This is a genomic window from Gordonia terrae (genome assembly GCF_001698225.1).
Lineage (GTDB): Bacteria > Actinomycetota > Actinomycetes > Mycobacteriales > Mycobacteriaceae > Gordonia > Gordonia terrae.
This window is the reverse complement of record NZ_CP016594.1, coordinates 784,375-804,690: the sequence shown is the minus strand read 5'-3', so window position 1 is coordinate 804,690 and position 20,316 is coordinate 784,375. Positions and strand designations below refer to the sequence as shown.

Genomic DNA, 20,316 nt, shown 5'->3' with positions numbered 1-20,316 from the left:
CGACCCCATCTCGACACCCGGGGCGGCTCGTGGCCGGGACAGCGGACGGGAACGGAATGGGCAGTGGCCATGGGGGTCTCCTCGACGTCGCTGCGTCACGATACCCCGGAGACAACGGCCCGAGGAGGCGTTTTGCCGGGGTCGGCGCCGCGCGGGGATCAACCGGTCCGGCCCGCCCGCGTAGTTTGGACGCCATGACCGAGCACGGCGACCACGGCACCGCGTCCACCGACACCACACCCGACGACGATCCGTACCTGTGGCTGGAGGAGGTCACCGGCGACGAGGCGCTGTCGTGGGTGCGCGCGCACAACGAGCCCACGGTCGCGGCGCTGACCGCCTCGGAACGGTTCCGCGAGCTGGAGGCCGCGACGCTGGCGGCCCTCGACACCGACGACCGCATCCCCTACGCACGGCGGCGTGGGGAGTATCTCTACAACTTCTGGCGCGACGCGACCAACCCGCGCGGACTCTGGCGCCGCACCACGTACGACTCCTATGTCACCGATGCCCCCGACTGGGATGTCCTCATCGACGTCGATCAACTCGCCCGCGACGAGGACGAGAACTGGGTATGGGCCGGTGCGACCGCGCTGCGTCCCGAGTACGAGCGCGCGCTGATCTCCCTCTCGCGCGGTGGCGCCGACGCCACCGTCGTCCGCGAGTTCGACATCCCGTCCCGCACCTGGGTGACCGATGGATTCGTCCTGCCCGAGAACAAGTCCGATGTCAATTGGATCGACCGTGACACCGTCTACGTCGGAACGGATTTCGGCGAGCAACCGGACGGGCAGGGCTCGCTGACCGACTCCGGCTATCCCCGCGTCGTCAAGCGATGGACGCGCGGCACCCCGCTCTCGGATGCCGTGACGGTCTTCACCGGCGAGACCGGTGACGTGTCGGTGCGCGCGTCGTACGACAGCACACCGGGATTCGAGCGTCACTTCGTCGGACGCGCCACGGACTTCTTCAACTCGCTCGACTACGAACTACGCGACGGAACCACCGAGTTGCTCGACGTCCCCACCGACGCCCACGCCGGGGTGCGGATGAACTGGCTGCTGGTGCTGTCGCGATCGGAGTGGGAGGTGGACGGCACGACCCACGCCCCGGGCACGCTGCTGGCCTTCGATTACGAGTCCTACCGGTCGGGCAACCGGGACGCGACCGTCCTGTTCGCACCCGACGCGCACACGAGTCTCGTCGACTACGCCTACACGCGTTCGCATCTCATCATCGTGAAGCTTCACGACGTGCACACCGGGGTCGAGGTCCGCGAGCTCGCGACGTGGCGGGTCGTCGACATGCCGGGACTACCCGACCTCGCCACCGTCTCGGTGCTCGACACCGACCCCGACGAGAGCGACGAGGTGTTCTGGTCGGCGACGTCGTTCACCGATCCGCCGAGCCTTCTGCACGGCGACAGCGGCCACGCACCCGAGGTGATCAAGCGCAGTCCCGCATTCTTCGACGCCGACTCGGTGACCGCGGAGCAGCACTTCGCGACCTCCGACGACGGCACCCAGGTCCCGTACTTCGTCGTGCGGCGCCGCGACGTGTCCCACGGCCCGACCCTCCTGTACGGCTACGGCGGGTTCGAGAACGCCCTCACTCCGAGCTACCTCGCCATCGCCGGACAGAGCTGGGTCGAACGCGGCGGGATCTACGTCATCGCCAACATCCGCGGCGGCGGCGAGTACGGACCGTCGTGGCACACCCAGGCCCAGAAAGCCGGGCGGCACAAGGTCTACGAGGATTTCGCCGCGGTGGCGCGCGCCCTCGTCGACACCGGTCTGACGACACCCGCGCAGCTGGGCGCGCAGGGCGGTTCCAACGGCGGGTTGCTCATGGGTGTGATGCTGACCCGGTACCCCGAGTTGTTCGGCGCCCTGGTGTGCCAGGTGCCGCTCATCGACATGAAGCGCTACCACCTCCTGCTGGCCGGAGCGTCGTGGATGGCCGAGTACGGCGACCCCGACGATCCCGCGCAATGGGAGTTCATGAAGCCGTTCTCGCCGTACCAGAACGTCGACGCCGAGGCGACCTATCCGCCCATCCTGGTGACCACCTCGACGCGCGACGACCGGGTCCACCCCGGCCATGCACGCAAACTCGTTGCACGCCTGGAGGAAACAGGACACGACGTGCAGTACTACGAGAACATCGAGGGTGGCCACGGCGGCGCCGCGGACAACAAGCAGTCCGCGTTCAAGTCGGCGCTCGCCTACGAATTCCTCTGGCGGACACTGTCTCCCGAGGACTGACCGCTCCGGAAGACCACCACAGCTGCGGGACGGACCGACCGCTCCCCGACGACGAGCCCCGGACGCAGGAGCTCGGCGACCGTGCGGTCCGCCAAGGTGTCGGTCGCCGCTCGGACATCGACCGCTTCCATGGTGCGGGCATCGAAGTCGGCACCGGGCGGCGGGGCGACGACGGCACCGCCACGGCCGACGATGAGCCGTTCCAGTCCGGCGCGCAACAACTCGAATGCGGGCCGGTCGGCCTCCGATGCGGAGACCACACACGTCGCCGCATCGGTGTGGAGCGCGAACAGGTCGACCAGCAGCGCAACGTCGGCCGTCGCGGACCCACCCGGCCGCTTGGCCGCGTCGACGAGCCGTTCGATCGTCCTGGTCTGCCGTGCCACCACAAGTGCGAGGTCGGACACCTGCTCCCGCAACTGCTCGAGCCCAGCGGTTCGGTCGGGTGCTGCGCCCTCCGGAGACGTCATTCCGCCAGCGTAATCAACACCCGCCCGCTCCTCGACCGACACCGGCGAGACCGTCTGCGCTGCTAGCATCCCCGATCGTGGGCGTAATCGGAATCGACCTGGGAACCACCAACTCGGCGATGGCGAAGATCGATGCCGACGGTCGCCCGGAGGTGATCGTCGGACTGACCGGTGCACCCACCACCCCGTCGACGGTCCTGCTCACCTCGCCCACCGACCACGTCGTCGGCGAAGGGGCGCGCCGGCAGGCCCGGCTCGACCCCGAGAACGTCTGCAGTCTGGTGAAACGACGGATGGGCGACGCACAGTGGCGTTTCGTCGCACACGGCCAGACCTGGTCGGCGCCGGCGATCTCGGCGCTCATCCTCCGATCGCTGATCTCCGATGCCGCCTTCGCCGGTGAGCAGGTCGACCGAGCCGTGATCACCGTGCCCGCGTACTTCGGCGACGAGGAGCGGCGCGCGACGATCCAGGCAGGCACGTACGCGGGCCTGGACGTCGCCGGGGTCCTGTCCGAACCGATCGCCGCGGCACTGTCCTACGGGTTCAGCCGGCTCACCGATCCCGTGGCCACGAGTACACCCGACGAGACGGTGCTGGTCTACGACCTCGGCGGCGGCACCTTCGACGCGACCGTCATCGAACTCGCCGACCGTCGGATCACCGTGTTGGCCGTCGACGGTGATCATCAACTCGGCGGTGCCGACTGGGACGAGCGGCTGGCGCTCCATCTCTCGCGCACCTTCTGCGCCGAGAATCCCGATGCCGAGGACCCGCTCGACGACTCGGCCGGTTCACAAACTCTGATCCTCGCTGCCGAGCGCGCGAAACACGAACTGACCGACTCCGATTCGACGTCGGTGATCGTCGCTCACGACGGCGCCCGGTCGGTCATCCCGCTCACCCGTGCCGAACTCGAGGAACTGACCCGCCCCCTGCTGGCCCGCACCGTCGAACTGACGAGGTCGTGCCTGGCCGCCGCCGAACGCCGAGGGGTGTCCACCGTCGACCGGGTCCTGCTGGTCGGCGGATCGTCGCGAATGCCGATGGTCGCCCGAGAGCTCGCCGCCACGCTGGGGAAGACCCCCGAACTCGACGATCCCGATCTCGCCGTCGCCCGCGGCGCCGCGATCTACGGGGAGAAGCTCGAGATCGAGCGGCTCGTCCGCGCCGACCTCGCCGCCCGCGGCCGGCTCCGCGAGGACCGCGGACTCGACGGGGTCGCGCCGGCCGATCTCGACGAATCGTGCACACGGGTCGCGCACGCGTTCGCGTTGCCGGTCAGCAGCGTCCGGCGGATGCTCGAGATCAGCGTCGACACGGTGGTCTCCCGCGGGTTCGGGGTGCTGGCGGTCAACGGTCACAGCGGTGAGCTGGAGGCCAGCTGGCTGGTGCACCGCAATCAGACGCTGCCGGTCCAGGTGCGCCGGTCGTTCGGGACCATGCGACGCGACCAGTCCCGCATCGAACTGGTCGTGTTGGAACAGCAGGGACAGGCCGCCTCTCCCCGTCCCGAAGACGCCAAGGTCCTCATCGAGGGGGCGATCACCGACATCCCACCCGGCTACGACGAGGGCAGCGAGGTCTCGGTGACCTTCGAGATGGCCTTCGACGGCGTCCTGCATGTCACCGCGTTCCACGTCGATGCCCGGATCCCACTGACACTGTCGGCCAAGACCGGTGCCTCGCTCTCGAAGTCGGAGGTCGAGCGCGAACTCGAACAGGTCCACCGGTCCCGGCGCCGCGAGCAGTGACCGATCTCGGGGTGAGGCAGGGGATCTGATGGAGCCGTTCGTCGGCAACGACTATCGCAAGCGCGTGCTCGCCGCGGTCGAGAAACGCGGGGGGCCCGGCGAATCCGATTCGTTCGAACTGTACGACATCCCGATCGGCGAGGCCGAGCGCCTCGACGACGACGCCGTCGCCGTTCGACTCGACGAGGTGTGGGCGTTCTGGCAGAAGCAACGCGACCACCCGAAGTACCGCATCCTGGTGGCGCGACTCGTGGCCGAACACGACGAACGGTCGGCGCCGTTGCGGCACAAGACCGGTCGGATCGCCGAGGCACGGGCGGTGAGCACCCGACGCGAATTCCGCGATCAGCAGCGGTTCGAACTCCTCGACAACGCGATCGCGCGACTCAACGAGCGGTACGGCGGGATCCCGAGATCCAAGCGCGCCGGACTCGACGAGATCGGCGCGATGGGCGGGCTCGATCCGGCGGAGATCGCCACCCGGATGCGGCGTCACCGCATCGTCGACGATGCACCGCCCGCGCCCGCCGCCCCGACGCCGCCGCGGGTGACCTTGACCGCGCAGCGACGTGCCCAGATCGGCGACCTGCTCGCCGAATTCGACCGACTCCGCGACGGCGACCCCACCCCGACCCTGCTGACCCTGTTGCACCTCGACACCGACGCCGCCGCCGACCGCGGTGTCATCGAGTCGCGGGCGGTCGCGCTGGGCGAACGCGCCCGCGAGCTCGCCCCCGGCCGATTCCGCGGCGTCCTCGACGAACTGCTCGTCCACGTGCACGACGTCCTGCTCGCCGATCCCGCACTGGCGCAGGAGTATCGGCAGTCGGTCATCGACACGGTGACCGACCACCTACGGCCGCGGGTCCGGGCTGCGGTCCTGGTCGAGGACGAACTCGGCGCGCAGGACCACGAGTACCTGCTCGACGAGGCCCGAGCCCGCGGGCTGGGCTCGCGGGACGCGCGCACCGTGATCACCGAACTCGCCCTCGAATTCGGCGCGACTTCGCCGGGTGACCCCCCTCTGCCGGCCAGCCCCCCTCTGCCAGCCAGCCCACCTCTGCCGGCCAGCCCACCTCTGCCGGCCGAGCCTGTCGAGGTCCCGCCGAAGAGACTGTGGGAGAACGATCTCCGCACCGCCCGCGCCGCCCTGCGGGACGGTCTGCCGGTCCGCGCGCGTGCGTTGGTCGCGGACGCGCGCGCCTCGGCCGGCGACGACGGCGAGGCGCTCCGGCAGATCGCCGCGGTCGCCGACGAGGTCGAGCGGGTCATCGGCCAGGCGGTGACGGATGCGCGCCGGGCGCGAGACCTGGCCGAGGAGAAGCGGCATGTCGCGGCAGTCGAACTGCTGGAGGACATACTTCGGCGGGCCCGGGACATCGACCTGCTCCCCGACGCGGGCGGTCGTCTCGACGAGCGGCTCGAGCAGTCGCGCGACGTCGTCGCCCGGGCCGACGAGACCGTGCGGGCGGCGTCGACGGGAGACCCGGCGAGCCTGTCCGCCGCGGCCGAGATGCGGCGTCAGATCGTGGATCACGGAGCGCTCAACAGGTCGGCCGCCGATGTCACCGTGGACCCGCCGCGAAACGTCCGGTCCGTCGCCGAGGGTGGCGCGATCACCGTCTCGTGGGATCCCTCCGCGACGGAGTCGGTGACCTACCGCGTGGTGCGCATCGGATTCGACGGGTCGACCCGGACGCTCGGCCGCACCACGGCGACCGAACTGTCCGACGGCAGCGCACCCGACCCGGTCGCACCGGTCTACGAGGTCACCGCACTCCACGCCGGGCACCGGTCCGAGCCGGCCCGCACCGACTCCACGTCCGCCCCGTCCGCCGATTCGGCGAGCGCGGCGCCGGTGCACCCGGCCACACCTCGGCCCGACGATCCGCCACCGATCACCGCGGTCCGTGTCGAGGGCGACACCGTGCGCTTCGACTGGCCGGCCGGTGTCACCGAGGCGATGGTCGTCATTCGCCCGGATGCCGCTCCGGATCATCCCGCGGACCCGGCGGCGGTCGCGTCGAAGGTCACCAACACCCGCTATCAGATCGACGACGGTTACCCGATCCCGCCGAACGTCCCACGTCCGTGCCATGTCGCGGTGGCCAGCTGCCGCCGAAACCCGCAGGGAAAGCTCGACGTCGCGTCGGTGTTCGGTCCGTCCGCGCGGGCTCAGGCGCCGGCAACGGGCGCCGCCCGGTGACGGTGGTCCACTACGCTGGGCCCCAACACCTGCGGCGAGTGTCTTTCGCCGTGCGATGACTGGACCAGACGATGTCACCGACGACGAGATGAGGAACCGAGATGGGGATCGATTACACCAAGCGTCCGAAGGCGCAGCCGCCGCAGCCGCCTGCCCAGCCCCCCTCCGCGCCCGCCGGTTACGGCCAGCAGCCCCCCGCCCCGGCGGGTTACGGCCAGCAGCCGCCCGCCCAGCCGGTCTCGCTGTCGAAGATCACCCTCACCAAGTCCGCGCCGAGCATCTCGCTGAGCAAGCAGGGTGCGACCACCGGCCAGGTGCGCGTCAACCTGAGCTGGACCTCGAATTCGAAGGGCGGCGGACTCTTTCGCAAGGCGCAGGGCATCGACCTGGACCTGGCCTGCCTCTGGGAGTTCACCGACGGCAGCAAGGGCATCGTCCAGGCCCTGGGCAACTCGTTCCGTGCTCCTCGTGACGGACAGCCGATCATCTATCTCGACGGCGACGATCGATCGGGCTCCGGCGGCGAGAACATGTACATCGACCTCGCCGCGACCAACCGGATCCGGCGAATCCTGATCTTCGCCTACATCTACGAGGGCACACCCAACTGGGCCGGCGCCAACGGCGTCGTCACCCTGTTCCCGGCCAACGGCCCGGAGATCGAGGTCCGGCTCGACGAGGCGGATCAGTCGGCACTCTCCTGTGCGATCGCACTGTTCGAGAACCGCGGCGGCGAACTGGTCCTCAACCGCGAGGTGCGCTACATCCGTGGGGCGCAGGACAAGGTCGACGAGGCGTACGGCTGGGGCATGAACTGGCGCGGCGCACGCAAGTAGCCGAGGACTTCGCCATGACCGCAACCACTCTGGCCGATGTCGTCGCCGGCCTCGCCGACGGATCACTCCGCGTCGTCGACCTGACCACCCCGTTGAGCGCCTCGACGCCGGCGCTGCGGCTCCCCGCCCCGTTCGCGAACCTGATCGACTTCAGTCTCGAAGAGGTCAGCGCCTACAACGAGCCGGGACCGTACTGGCGGCACAACAACATCCACACCGGCGAGCACATCGGCACCCATCTCGACGCCCCGATCCACTGGATCAGCGGACGCGACGGCGACGACGTGTCACAGATCCCGGTGCAGCGCCTCATCGGGCCCGCGGCGGTCCTCGACCTGACCCGGGAGGTCGCCGACGACTCGGATCACCTGTTGACCGTCGCCGAGGTCGAGGCCTGGGAAGGCGACCACGGGCGGCTCACCGCCGGTACCTGGCTGCTGCTCCGGACCGGCTGGGAATCGCGCGGTGGCTCCGAAGCCGAGTTCCTCAACGCCGACGAGACCGGGTCGCACACTCCCGGGGTCTCGGTGGAGTGCGCGCAATGGTTGGCCACCGAACGCGAGATCACCGGCCTGGGCGTCGAAACCGTCGGCGTCGACGCCGGTCTCGCCGGTGGCTTCGATCCCGCGTTCCCCGTGCACTACCACTTCCTGGGCAACGACAAGTACGGGCTCACCTCCCTGCGCAACCTCGGTTCGCTTCCGCCCACCGGTGCGGTGATCGTGGTGAGCCCCCTGCCGATCGTCGGGGGCACCGGCAGTCCGTCGCGCGTGCTGGCGATCGTCGAGGGCTGATGGAGGCACCCGGCCGCTACGGCCCGACGGTCGCCGACGTGGCGGGCCGGGTACTCGCGGATCTCGGTGTCGGCCACGCGTTCGGTGTGGTCGGCAGCGGGAACTTCGTCCTCACCAACGCCCTGCGCGAGGGTGGAGTGCCGTTCACCGCCGCCCGTCACGAGGGCGGGGCGGCGAGCATGGCCGACGCCTACGCGCGGATGTCGGGACGCGTGGGCGTGCTGTCGGTGCACCAGGGCTGCGGGCTGACCAACGCGATGACCGGCATCGCCGAGGCGGCCAAGAGCCGGACACCGATGATCGTGCTGACCGCCGACTCGCCTGCGTCGGCGCTGCGCTCGAACTTCCGTATCGACCAGGAGGCCCTCGCCGCGAGCGTCGGCGCCGTGAACGACCGCGTCTACGGACCGGGCACCGTGGTGGCGGACGTGACCCGCGCCTTCCGCACCGCGGTCACCCAGCGCCGGACGGTCGTTCTGCACGTCGCGATCGACATCGCCGCCACCGCAGCGGTTTTCGAGGGACCTGTCGAGCTCTCCGTCGAACCGCCACGGCCGCGTCCCGACACCCGGTCGGCGGCCCGCCTCGCCAATGCCATCCGCGCCGCGCGGCGTCCGGTCTTCGTCGCGGGACGGGGTGCGCGCGCCGCCGGACCGGAAATCGCGGCGCTGGCCGAAGCGTCCGGTGCGCTGGTCGCGACGTCGGCGGTGGCGAACGGTCTGTTCACCGGAAACCCGTTCTCTCTAGGCATCTCCGGCGGCTTCTCCTCGCCCACCTCGGCCGAACTGATCGCCGGTGCCGATCTCATCGTCGGATGGGGTTGCGGCCTGAACATGTGGACGATGCGGCACGGCCGACTCGTCGGCACGGACACGACCGTCGTCCAGGTCGACGTCGAGATCGACGCCATCGGTGCACACCGCCCGATCGACCTCGGGGTGGTCGGCGACTGCGGCGCGACGGCGACGGACGTGCACACGATCCTGGCGGCCGATGGCCGCACCACCGGTTATCGCACCGACGAAGTCAGGGAACGGATCTCGGCGTCATCGAGGTGGCAGGACGTCCCCGTCACCGGCGAGGTGACCCCCGGTCGGGTCGACCCGCGGGCACTGACGACCGCGCTCGACGAGATCCTGCCCGTTGACCGCATCGTCTCCATAGACTCCGGCAACTTCATGGGTTATCCGTCGACGCATCTGTCGGTGCCAGACGAATTCGGCTTCTGTTTCACGCAGGCCTTCCAGTCGATCGGGCTGGGCCTCGGGACGGCCATCGGCGCGGCGTTCGCGCAACCGGGCCGGGTCCCGGTCCTCGGAACCGGCGATGGCGGATTCCTCATGGCCATCGCCGAATTGGAGACCGTCGTACGTCTGGCACTGCCGCTGGTCGTGATCGTCTACAACGACTCCGCATACGGTGCCGAAGTGCATCACTTCGGCGACGCCGACATGACGACGGTGACGTTCCCCGAGGTCGACATCGCCGCGATCGCTCGTGGACACGGCGCGACGGGCGTGACGGTCACCGGCCTCGACGACCTGCACGAGATACGGGACTGGGTCGCCTCGCTCCCTTCACCCCAACCGTCGGGTCCCCTCGTCATCGACGCCAAGATCACCGACGACGGCGGCGCCTGGTGGCTCGCGGAGGCGTTCGCAGGGCACTGATCCGACCGGGCGGGGCCCGTTTCACACTGTGGAGTTGTCAAAGGTCGTGCGGCGCCGGGTCGACGCCGGAGGGCCTGTGGGCGGGGCGCCTAGACGAGGGCGTCGTCGAGTCGCATGGTGCGCCGGTTGTAGGCGGGTCGGGGCAGGCGCCGCGGGTCGATGTCGGCGGGTGGGATGAGCCATGGGTGCCGGTCGGGTCTCATCACGACCTGCCAGCCGTGGTGATGGACCTGGGTGTGACAGCGTTGACAAAGCAGGCACCCGTTGTCCAGATCTGTGGGACCACCATCAGCCCAGTGGACCAGATGGTGAACTTGCGTATGCGGTGCTGGCGCACCGCATTTCACACAACACCGATCGCGGACGATGATCGCCTGCCGCAGATGGTGGGGGAACAGTCGTTTCGTGGTGCCCATCCGCAACGGCACCCCCTCGTCGTCGAGGACGATCTCGGCCACCCCGCCATCACACGACAGCCGGCGCGCCGACGATGCCGACACCGCGCCGACCCACGGCAGGCGTGCCGGGTCAGCGCCGTCGGCGGGGTGGTCACCAGGAGTTGGGTGCGGGGTGCGCCGGCGGTGGTCATCGCCGCGCCGATCGCGGCTTGATCCAACAGCAACTCCAGCGCATCGGCCCGCCGCTCGGCCGCACCGCGACGATCCGTCGCGCCGTCGGGTTCGGGACGTGGACAGGACCGTTCGTCGATCATCGCCACGAACTTCTCCCCGATCACCGCGGTCACATCTCCCGTAATCGCGACACGGCCGTCGTCGGTGACGCGGGTGTGCACGGTGTTCAGCGACGCGTCATCGGCCGCCGGCACGGCGGCGGGGTCGGTGGCGGCGACCCGAATGGCGATCCCGCGGGCGTGGTCGTCGATCTCGGTCGGGGTGGCGCCGGAGAATGCCTGCGCAAGCAACTCGCTCTCATATCCGCTGCGCTCGTCGTCGGACAGCGCTGTGGCAGAACGTTTGTCGATGAGCGCCAGTCCACGGATCACCGCGTCGACACACTCGGCAGACAGATAACCCTCGGCAGCACAATCGGCAACCTTCGGCACCGACCCCAGCCCGCTGGCGATCCGCACATAACGGTACGCGACAGCGGGCGGCATGCCCATCTCGATCAGTGCGTTCCGAGTGGTCGACCCCGCCCGCGCTGCCGCACCCGTGACGTCGAAAAGTGCTGTATGTACGGCGATCTGGTGATCCAGCACGTTGCGCAACATCCGCAGCTCGTCGAGCCGCTCGTGCAGAGCACGGCCACTTCCGTCGTCGGGCGGTGGTTGCAGCACGGTGAGGGTGTCGCGGAGTTCGGTGGTCGAGGGCATGACACCAAGCTACTCGCAATCACGTTCGACGACGAGATTTCTCCACAACCTCGCTTAACTTCGATTCCTACTGCGCTGCAGTCGATGTCGCTCACGCACCAATGGTGAACCGTGGTGGACTGTGGTGAACAGAAACCCCACCAGTCACAGATTCCGGGCGGGCGCATCGGGGGGCATCGCTGGCTCGGTCGCCGGACCCTTCGAGCCGCGCCCTCCGCAAGCTCCGGACGCTCCTCAGGAGCGGTGATTGGCCGCGCCCTCCCTCAGCGCCGCCCGATCAGCCGTCCCAGGATCCCGACGGCGAACATCGCGACGCCCACGCCGCCGACGATCAGTGCGACCCGGGTGACGTCGTCGTAGGCGCCGTCGATGATGAGCTCGGCGACCTGGCGGCCCGAGCGCTCTGCGCCGGCCACCTCCTGTTTGGCGCGGTCGGCGAAGAACAGGCCCATGGCCCAGGTCGACACGCCGGCGGCCAGTACGCCGAGCCCGAGCCACGCGAAGACGGTTCCGCGTCGTCGGGCGATCAGCAGCGCGAGCACGGCTGCGATCACGGCCACCGCCGCCGAACCCCAAGCGAGCAGCGTGATCTGACCACCCACCTCCGCGTACCGGCCCGCCTCGAGGCCCGAGGAGCCGTTGGTCAACTCGACGACCACCGGCCCCTGGATCGCGTTGCCGCCAGTCAGGTTCAGGGAGCGGTTGATCATGTTCGTGATGTCGAGTTGCATCACCGAGGTGTCCGAACCGGGCGCCGGCTCCTCGAACAGGAACGCGTGCTGCTGGCCGACGACATCGGCGAAGTCCTGCTGAAACTGTTCGCTCTCGGTGTAGCGGCCCGCCAGCGGCCGCACCAGGACGCCGGCGATCGGCAGGTCTGTCCGCGCGGTCGCCTGCGCTGCGATCTCATCTGCGAGGTAGTCCTTGACCTGCTGGTTCTCGGCCATCGGCGCTACCGTGGCGACGAACCCCGCCTGGTCGACGATGCGTTGATCCAGCCAGAAAGACGGCACGGCGAGGACGGTCGCCGCGATCGCGACAAGTGTCAACAGGGCACTCAGGAAGCTACGCACAGCCACGAGGCTACCGAGCCGGGGAACTACTCCCCGATCACATCCGCGGCACGGCCGACGATCAGCGGGTCGGGTGTGCCCACAAAGGACTCGTTCTTGCCGTCGTAGTCGAAGAGACTCAGCACGTGACGCATGGCGTTGATCCGCGCCCGCTTCTTGTCGTTGGACTTCACCACCGTCCACGGTGCGTGGTCGGTGTCGGTGGTGGCGAACATCGCCTCTTTCGCCTCGGTGTAGGCATTCCACTTGTCCAGCGACGCCAGGTCCATGGGCGACAGCTTCCACTGGCGCACCGGGTCGATCTGACGGATCGCGAACCGGGTCCGCTGCTCGAGCGGGGTGACCGAGAACCAGAACTTGACCAGGTTGATCCCGTCGTCGACGAGCATCTTCTCGAACGCCGGGACCTGTGCGACGAACTGCGTGTACTGCTGCGGACTGCAGAACCCCATGACCCGTTCGACGCCGGCGCGGTTGTACCAGGAGCGATCGAAGAACACCATCTCCCCGCCGGCGGGCAGGTGCTGCACATACCGCTGGAAGTACCACTCGGTGGCCTCGCGTTCGCTGGGCTTCTCCAGGGCGATCGTGCGTGCGCCGCGCGGGTTGAGGTGCTCGTTGAATCGTTTGATGGTGCCGCCCTTGCCCGCCGCGTCCCGGCCCTCGAAGACCAGCAGATGCCGCTGCCCGGTCTGCTTGGACCACTTCTGCAGCTTCAGCAGTTCGATCTGCAACCGCCGCTTGGTGACCTCGTACTCGCGGCGGCTCATGCGCTCCTCGTACGGGTAGTCCTCGCGCCAGGTGTCGACGACATTCCGTTCGGGCAGGGTCAGCAGGACCGGGTCGTCGTCATCGTCGTCGTTGACCGTGAAGTGCGTGGTGTCGTGGAGGTCGACGAGTTGCTGAAGTGCTTCGCGGCCGTTGAGCACGCTGAAGTCGGGGCCGATCTGGGTCTCGGGATCGTGGAGGTCGGTCACTCCACAACGATAGGTCGAAGCGGCGAACGACGCCCGACGCTCCGGTGAACTACCGTCGCGCCGGGCGTGTTCTGTCTCTCAGGTGTCGTACGCTCGGTGGCTTCGACTCGCTGCGCTCGGTGGCTTCGACTCGACTCCTCGCTGCGCTCGGTGTCGGCTCATAGCTCCTATGTCAAGCAGCGGCGGCTGTCGGGTTGTCGGCTTTGTGGGTGCGGGCCTGGTGGTCGGTGGTGAGGTGGTTGTAGACGACGCGGGCGAGGCGGCGTTTGAGGCAGCGCATCGCCTCGCGAGGAGTCTTGCCGTCTGCCTGCTTTCTCTCGTAGTAGGCGTGGCCGAGGGTGTCCGGCATGCGTGCCTGGGTCAGCGCGATGCGGTGGATCGCGGCGTTGAGTTGGCGGTTGCCCGACCGCGTGAGTCGATGACGCCCCGGGTTGGCCGACCACACCGGCACGGGGGCGATTCCGGCGTGGCGGGCGAACTGGGCCTCCCCGGGGAATCGGGTGATGTCGGCGGATTCGCCGAGGAGTTTCGCGGCGCTGAGCGCGCCACAACCGGGCATCGCCAACAGGGTGGGCACCGCGTCGGAAACCTTCTTGGTGATCTCTCGTTCGACCTCATTGATCTCCACAGTCAGGTCGTGAATAGCGGCGACTTCCTTGCCGACCAGGCGGGCATCGACACCGCTGCCTTGGGTCGTCAACCAGGTTTGCAGCGCTTTCTGATGCTTCTTGAGTTTCATCCCGCCCTTTTTGATGTGGTGCTCGGGGTCGAGTTGATGCACCCGCCACAACACCCGGTTGATCTTCGAGGTTCGTTCGCGCACAAGGCAATCACGGTAATCGACGAGAGCTTTCATCTCATAGGACAAAGCGTCGTGAGACGCCACCGGAAGGCCGGGTTCACGTGCTGCGGCCCGAGCCACCGCCAACGCATCGATCGGATCAGACTTGCCGCGTTCACGTCCGGTACGGCGGTGTTCGGCCATCAGACGCGGCGCTACCCGCACCACTTTCTGATCGGCGCCTAGCAGGTCGCGTTCGAGCCGGGCCGACATGTTGCGACAGTCCTCGATCGCCCACAACACCTCGGTACCGAAGCGTGTATGCGCCCACTGCATGGCTGTGCGATGCCCGGCCGTGATCGCCGGCACCACGGTGGATCCGAGTTGTTTGCCGACGGCGTCGACCGCGACGAAGGTGTGCGTGCGCTTGTGCACATCAGCACCGATGACGATCATGGGAGATGCCTTCCTGTCAGAGGGAGTGGCGACAGTCGGGCCGGTCGGCGGACACATCTCAGTCGGGGGCGATGCCACGCTCCTATCAAGTCACGCCGGCCGGTCCTGACACACCAGGCATCGGCACAATGAGCCAACACCAGCCCGATACAGCCAGGGCGGTAACCAGCGGGAGAGCCAGATGCCTGGTGCTCAGAACCCAACCACCACCGAAGTGGCTAGACAACAGTGACACTGAAACCAGCGGTGGTGCAGCTCGATATCGGCCGGTCTGAGGTCAGTTCCGCAGGTCGATCGAACCGGAGTGCAGGCAGGCCTTGCCGGTGCTGGTGTCGAACGCGGCTGCGAAACCACCGCTGCACCGGGCACCTTCGGGGCCGGCGTAGGCCTCGCCGCCCCAGCCACCGACCGCGACGGTAGTGCCGCCCCGGCGCGCCTGCGCGACACTCAGCGCGCTCGGCCCGGTCGTGACCGAGTAGGCGTTGCCCCGGCTGTTGGCACCGGCGAGGGCCGTCGAACCCGGTTGCAGGTTGTACGCCGCAGCGTTTCCGCCGTTGTCCGACACCGAGATCGCGGTGCCGCCGCCGCTGCGTTCATCGGCGGTCGCGCTACTGCCGAGGCCGGCCTTCGCGCCGCATCCGCTCCGTCCCTCGACCCGCTCGACTTGGTGACCGTTCGACACCGAGCAATGCGTCGACGCCGAGGAGACCCCTTCGCCCGACAGCCCGGCGAAACCGACACATCCGGCGAGCCCCGCCGCCAGGACCAGGCCGCGAACGGCAAACTTCTTGATTCTCAACTGCTTTGGCCTCCATTGATCGGGCGCCCGGTAGGGAACGCCCTCAGCGTACAGGGGCCGGCGCCGGGGAGGAGTCGATCGACCCGTCACGTCCGGGTCACGATCGCCCTCAGGCCGCCGCGCGCTTCTCCACTTCGGCGGTGAGCCCCTTACGGGCGGTGTCCACGGCCATCTTCTGGGCGCGTTTCACGATGAGTCCGGGCAGCTTGATCTTCAGCTCGACGGCGAGATCGAACCGGACCCGGGCCCCCTTGTCGGTCTCGGTGACCGTGTATTTGCCGTGCTGTTCGCTCAGCTGATTCGATTCGATGAGGTGCCACTCGCACGAGTTGGGAGTCCACTCGTAGGTGCACGTCTGTTCGTCGGAGATGCCCGCCGCGGTGACGACCATTCGCACCTTCTCGGGCGTGCCGTCGTCGTGACTGGTCAGGATCTCGGCTTCCTTGTGCGGGCCCGACCACTCCGGCAGGGACTCGATGTCCATGAGCACTTCCATCACCACCGAGACCGGGGCGGCGACGTCGAATTCGATGTTCGCTGAGACAGCCATGCGCAGAACCTACCGCGCGCCCGTGCCGCCGATGCAACGAACCGTCGACGATGTGTCGACCCGCGGCGGAGTCGCCTGGGATGACAGCGATCAGCTCTCGCGGTCGACCAGGTTGACCGGCCACGCCTCGTCGGGGATGTCGCGTAGAGAGCAGGCCTGGTCGACCGCGGTGAACCAGCCACGAAAGTGCATGATCTCGCCGATGACCGGGTTGCGAACGGTCGCGTCGCACCGGAAGCGATCCCGTTTCTCGTCCCACCCCTCGATGTACTTCATCTGAGCGGTGAACAGCCCTTTCATCCCGACCTTGGGTCCGCGCCCGAGCCAGCGCATCGGCCCGCTCTCCAGCAGCAACTCGCCGGACCGCGTCACCGACGGCTCGATGGGATACAGGAACTCCGGGCCGTCGCCGAAGTAGTCGACCAGGCCCGTTCGCCCGGCGACGAGCAGTGAGTTCAGCTTGCGGGGGCCGGTCGTGTACTGGAAGTTCCGCAACACCGCGAGCGACTCGCGCCCGAGCTCGTCGGAGTAGCAGTAGTACCCCTGGGTGAACGGCACCATCCGGCTCGTCTTCGAGGGCAGCGCGTTGCGTTTGGCGTAGTGCCACAGCGCGGGCGGCGGCAACGCGGAGGAGATGTACACCGACTCGTAGATCCCGCTACAGATCTGGGCGACACCGGATGTCGAGTCGATGCCGTAGCGCCATGCGACGTTGGGATGCAGACGGTCGAAGTCCGAACCCAGCGCATGCCGGAAGACCGGCGTCATGGCGTCATCCTCCCGAGGTCACCCAGCCATCCGGGCCGGCGCCGACGATGAACGGGCGCAGGCCAGGCGTCACCCCCACGGTGACGACATGGTGAACCTACTAACGGAGCACACGCGTGTCCAACGTCTCAGTCCTATCGGCGCCGATCGACCGCGGCGTCACACAGGCTCGCCAGTTCGGCGATGACGCGATCGAGGGGTTCGACGCTGCGCCGTGTCTGGCACAGTCCGACCGCTCCTTCGACCGCCGCGATGATGAGGTTGGCCAGTGAGTCGGCACGGTCGCTGTCGACGCCGTCGACCACCAGTCGCGCGGTGACCAGGTCGGCCCAGCGCTGCAGGATCTCGGCGGAGGCGTCCGCCACCGCGGGTTCGCTGCGGCGGGCGAGTCCGCCGGCGAGGACCGGACACCCGAACTGGAAATCGGTGTTGACCAGCAGACGCCGCCACACCCCGCCGATCTCGCGCACCGTGTCGGCCGGGGTCATCGTGGTCGGGCGCCCGATGCGTTCGGCGATGAACTCGCCGGCGTACCGGACCGCCTCGGTCATCAGCTGGGTCTTGCCGCCCGGGAAATGGTGGTAGATGGACCCGCGAGGTGCGGAACTCGCGGAGATGACGTCGCCGATCGACGTGGCGGCCACGCCGTCGCGACCGATCAGGTCGGCCGCGTGCACGACCATGCGTTCACGCGGGCCCCGGTCGTCCGCGCCGGTGACCACGGACTCGGCGGGATGTGACGCCATGCAGCAACAACTCCTATGCCGACCCTCATATATCTGATGTCCTGCGCCAGCATACAGAGCATCCGCCGAGGTCATCGCGCCTGCAATGGAGCCACCCGGATATGCACACCTTCATAATCACTGTCGAGTATGCAACCATGCATAGTCATGACGACCACCGACGCACCCACCGACCCCACCGCGATGTCCGGACTCGAGCTACTGCGCGCCTGGCAGGCCGACGGCGCGGGCTCCGACCGTCCGAGCATCGGCCGCCTCCTGGGCATGGTCCCCAAGCAGATCGACGAGGGCGCGGTCACCTTCGCCGTGACCCCGCAGCCCGACTTCGCCAACCCCCTCGGCACCGTCCACGGCGGCATCTGCGCCACGCTGCTGGACTCGGTGATGGGGTGTGCCGTGCACACCACGCTGCCCGCCGGCGTCGGCTACACGACCCTGGAGCTGAAGGTGAACTACATCCGCTCGGTCGCCGTCGATGCCGGGGAGCTGACCGGCGTGGGCACCGTCATCCACGCCGGCCGCACCACCGCGACCGCCGAGGGCAAGGTGTTCGCCGCCGACGGCAAGCTCGTGGCACATGGAACCACCACCTGCATCGTGTTCCGGTAGCCCGCAGGCCGGTCAGTCCGTGCGCGCAGCCGCGATGATCCCGGTGATGTCCTCTTCTCTCATCCCGAAGCCGGCGAGGCGACCGAGCGGGATCGACGCGAGCATCCGTGCCATGTCGACACCCAGCGCGTCGTTCCCGGCACTCATCAGCGGGTTGTTCTCGGCCAGCTCCGCGAGCGCCTGCGCCGCAGCCGGATTCGCCAGGACCTCGCCCAGGGTCGAGTTCTCGTCGATCGGGAGGACCACGTCGTCTCCGCTGATCTCGACGGTCGTGATCAGCCGGATGTCGCGGCTCGACGCGCCGACCTGGATCGCGTACTCACCCGCCTCGACGATCCAGCGATCGACCCGGGTGTCCCAGTACGCGAGGTCGTTTCGGTCGATCGTGACCGACACGGTCTCGGACTCACCGGGTTCGAGGTCGCGGGTGACCGCGAAACCCGCCAGCTCACGCGGCGGACGACCGACCCGGGAGTCCGGCTTCGACGTGTAGATCTGGACCACCTCGCGACCGGCGCGGGGTCCGGTGTTCGTGACCGTCACCTCGACGACCACCCCGTCGACGACCGAATCCTCCGTTGCGACGGAGAGATCCGAGTGCTCGAACGTCGTGTAGGACAACCCGTGCCCGAACGGGTACGCCACCTCGAGGTCCCGCGCGTCGTACCAGCGGTAGCCGACGTGAATCCCCTCGCCGTACCGGATGTGGGAGTTCTCGTTCGGGAAGTTGAGGTAAGCCGGCGCGTCCTGCAACCTGACCGGCACGGTCTCGGTGAGCCGCCCCGACGGGTTGACCGCGCCGACGAGCACGTCGGCGATGGCCCCGCCCCCGGCCTGGCCGAGGAGCGCACCGTCGAGGACCGCGGGGGCCGCGGCAATCGCTTCGAGGCGGAGGACTCCACCGTGGGCGAGCACGACCACGGTGCGGGGTTGCACCGCGAGGATTCGGGTCAGCAGTTCGATCTGATCCGACGGCAGTTCGATGTCGTCGCGGTCGAAGCCCTCCGACTCCTGCGACGCCGCCAGTCCCAGGAACAGGACGGCGACATCGGCCTCGGCTGCGGCGGCGACCGCCTCGGCCGCATCCACCGGCGCATCGTCGGTGGCGAAGCCAGGGGCGTAGGTCACCGCGTGACCGGCCGCCCGGATCTCGTCCACCGGCACATCGAGGCGCGTCGGGTTGACGTGTGAACTGCCCCCGCCCTGATACCGGGGTTCGCGCGCGAACTCGCCGATGACCGCGACGGATTGCCCGGAACCCAGTGGGAGAACGCCGCCCTCGTTCTTCAGCAGGACGATGGACCGCCCCGCCGCTTCCCGGGCGAGGCGGTGGTGCAGATCGGGATCGACCACGATTCGGCCCGCGCGACCGGCACCGGCCCGCTCGGCGAGCTTGCGGACCGCCCGCGCCGATCGGTCCACGGCCGCCGCGTCGAGGCGCCCGTCCTCGACGGCGTCGACGATCTGCGCGTCGGTCCGCCCGCCGGACCCCGGCATCTCGAGATCGAGTCCGGCCGCGACCGCACGGACGCGATCGGCGACGGCACCCCAGTCGGAGACCACCACACCGTCGAAGCCCCACTCGCCGCGCAGCAGGTCGGTGAGGAGCCAGTGGTTCTCCGATGCCGGGATGCCGTTGATGCGGTTGTAGGAACACATCACGGTCCAGGGATCGGCCGAGCGGATGATGTGCGCGAAGGCGCGGAGGTAGATCTCGCGCATCGGCCGGGGATCGACGTCCGAACTCGACCGCATCCGGTCGTCCTCGGCATTGTTCAGCGCGAAGTGTTTGGGCGATGTCCCGACCCCGATGCTCTGGACACCCTCGATCCACGCCGCGCCGAGCCGGCCGGTGACGAACGGGTCCTCAGAAAAGTACTCGAAGTTCCTGCCGCACCGCGGATCTCGTTTGATGTTCACTCCCGGACCGAGCAGAACGTCGACGCCGAGACCGCGGGCCTCCAGTCCGAGCGCTTCGCCGACACGACGGATCAGCCCGACATCCCAACTCTGGCCGAGGCCGACTGCGGGCGGAAAGCAGGTGGCGGGTTCGCTGCCGGCGAGGCCGAGGTGATCGGTCGCGCCGGTCTGTTTACGGACCCCGTGCGGGCCGTCGGTGAGAGTGAGCGCGGGAATCGAACCCACCGCTTTCGTGGTCCAGAAATCGGCGCCGCTGCCGAGCGCGGCCTTCTGGGACAAGCTCAGTTCGCTCATCCCAAGACACTACCGA

16 protein-coding genes and 1 pseudogene are annotated in these 20,316 nt (G+C 68.6%); 7 read left to right on the top strand and 10 right to left on the bottom strand.

Annotated elements, in window-relative coordinates; all coding sequences use genetic code 11:
• Nucleotides 1-194 precede the first annotated feature (194 nt).
• The gene (locus tag BCM27_RS03730) at nt 195-2,264 is read left to right on the top strand and encodes a prolyl oligopeptidase family serine peptidase (RefSeq protein ID WP_004022729.1); all 2,070 of its coding nucleotides are present in this window, start codon (nt 195-197) and stop codon (nt 2,262-2,264) included.
• On the opposite strand, the gene grpE is transcribed toward BCM27_RS03730, so the two are convergent.
• The gene (grpE, locus tag BCM27_RS03725; RefSeq protein WP_004022728.1) at nt 2,225-2,803 is read right to left on the bottom strand and encodes a nucleotide exchange factor GrpE; all 579 of its coding nucleotides are present in this window, start codon (nt 2,801-2,803) and stop codon (nt 2,225-2,227) included. The genes BCM27_RS03730 and grpE overlap by 40 nt on opposite strands.
• Before the next feature lie 8 nt (nt 2,804-2,811).
• Here grpE and BCM27_RS03720 point away from each other — a divergent pair, with 8 nt between their 5' ends.
• The 5 genes from BCM27_RS03720 (at nt 2,812) to BCM27_RS03700 (ending at nt 9,994) form a co-directional block, all read left to right on the top strand.
• The gene (locus BCM27_RS03720) at nt 2,812-4,488 is read left to right on the top strand and encodes an Hsp70 family protein (protein ID WP_004022727.1); all 1,677 of its coding nucleotides are present in this window, start codon (nt 2,812-2,814) and stop codon (nt 4,486-4,488) included.
• Nucleotides 4,489-4,516: 28 nt separating this feature from the next.
• Nucleotides 4,517-6,694, top strand: coding sequence for a fibronectin type III domain-containing protein (locus BCM27_RS03715; RefSeq protein WP_004022726.1), 2,178 nt, complete (start codon nt 4,517-4,519; stop codon nt 6,692-6,694).
• 101 nt (nt 6,695-6,795) lie between these two features.
• A complete protein-coding gene (locus tag BCM27_RS03710) occupies nt 6,796-7,530 on the top strand; it encodes a TerD family protein (protein ID WP_081908916.1) in 735 nt (244 codons plus the stop codon).
• A gap of 14 nt (nt 7,531-7,544) precedes the next feature.
• On the top strand, nt 7,545-8,324 hold the full coding sequence (locus BCM27_RS03705; protein WP_004022724.1) for a cyclase family protein: 780 nt from the start codon (nt 7,545-7,547) through the stop codon (nt 8,322-8,324).
• The gene (locus BCM27_RS03700; RefSeq protein ID WP_004022723.1) at nt 8,324-9,994 is read left to right on the top strand and encodes a thiamine pyrophosphate-binding protein; all 1,671 of its coding nucleotides are present in this window, start codon (nt 8,324-8,326) and stop codon (nt 9,992-9,994) included. Before BCM27_RS03705 ends, BCM27_RS03700 begins: the two co-directional genes overlap by 1 nt.
• An 89-nt stretch (nt 9,995-10,083) precedes the next feature.
• Here BCM27_RS03700 and BCM27_RS25710 read toward each other — a convergent pair.
• The 8 genes and pseudogenes from BCM27_RS25710 to BCM27_RS03660 all read right to left on the bottom strand — a co-directional run bounded on the left by BCM27_RS25710 (nt 10,084) and on the right by BCM27_RS03660 (nt 17,477).
• Nucleotides 10,084-11,327 (bottom strand): annotated as a pseudogene (locus tag BCM27_RS25710) (HNH endonuclease).
• A gap of 263 nt (nt 11,328-11,590) precedes the next feature.
• A complete protein-coding gene (locus BCM27_RS03690; protein WP_004022720.1) occupies nt 11,591-12,400 on the bottom strand; it encodes a hypothetical protein in 810 nt (269 codons plus the stop codon).
• Nucleotides 12,401-12,426: 26 nt separating this feature from the next.
• On the bottom strand, nt 12,427-13,377 hold the full coding sequence (gene ppk2, locus BCM27_RS03685; protein WP_004022719.1) for a polyphosphate kinase 2: 951 nt from the start codon (nt 13,375-13,377) through the stop codon (nt 12,427-12,429).
• A 172-nt stretch (nt 13,378-13,549) separates the two neighbouring features.
• Nucleotides 13,550-14,614 (bottom strand): IS110 family RNA-guided transposase, encoded by a 1,065-nt coding sequence (locus BCM27_RS03680; protein ID WP_068884367.1) that lies wholly within the window; start codon nt 14,612-14,614, stop codon nt 13,550-13,552.
• Nucleotides 14,615-14,891: 277 nt separating this feature from the next.
• Nucleotides 14,892-15,413 carry a DUF6764 family protein gene (locus BCM27_RS03675; RefSeq protein WP_033206592.1) on the bottom strand — a complete coding sequence of 174 codons (522 nt, stop codon included), beginning with the start codon at nt 15,411-15,413 and terminating at the stop codon, nt 14,892-14,894.
• A 109-nt stretch (nt 15,414-15,522) separates the two neighbouring features.
• Nucleotides 15,523-15,963: an SRPBCC family protein gene (locus tag BCM27_RS03670; protein ID WP_004018990.1), complete on the bottom strand. Its 441-nt coding sequence runs from the start codon at nt 15,961-15,963 to the stop codon at nt 15,523-15,525.
• Between the two features lie 90 nt (nt 15,964-16,053).
• Nucleotides 16,054-16,731 carry a DUF4166 domain-containing protein gene (locus BCM27_RS03665; protein WP_004018991.1) on the bottom strand — a complete coding sequence of 226 codons (678 nt, stop codon included), beginning with the start codon at nt 16,729-16,731 and terminating at the stop codon, nt 16,054-16,056.
• Nucleotides 16,732-16,865: 134 nt separating this feature from the next.
• Nucleotides 16,866-17,477, bottom strand: a complete 612-nt coding sequence (locus BCM27_RS03660; RefSeq protein WP_004018992.1) for a TetR/AcrR family transcriptional regulator — start codon at nt 17,475-17,477, stop codon at nt 16,866-16,868.
• A gap of 129 nt (nt 17,478-17,606) precedes the next feature.
• Between BCM27_RS03660 and BCM27_RS03655 the strand changes: the two genes are divergently transcribed.
• Complete coding sequence (locus BCM27_RS03655; protein WP_172622042.1) at nt 17,607-18,086, top strand: PaaI family thioesterase; 480 nt, start codon at nt 17,607-17,609, stop codon at nt 18,084-18,086.
• Between the two features lie 12 nt (nt 18,087-18,098).
• Here BCM27_RS03655 and BCM27_RS03650 read toward each other — a convergent pair whose 3' ends face one another.
• Complete coding sequence (locus BCM27_RS03650) at nt 18,099-20,300, bottom strand: glycoside hydrolase family 3 C-terminal domain-containing protein (protein ID WP_033206596.1); 2,202 nt, start codon at nt 20,298-20,300, stop codon at nt 18,099-18,101.
• Nucleotides 20,301-20,316 lie beyond the last annotated feature (16 nt).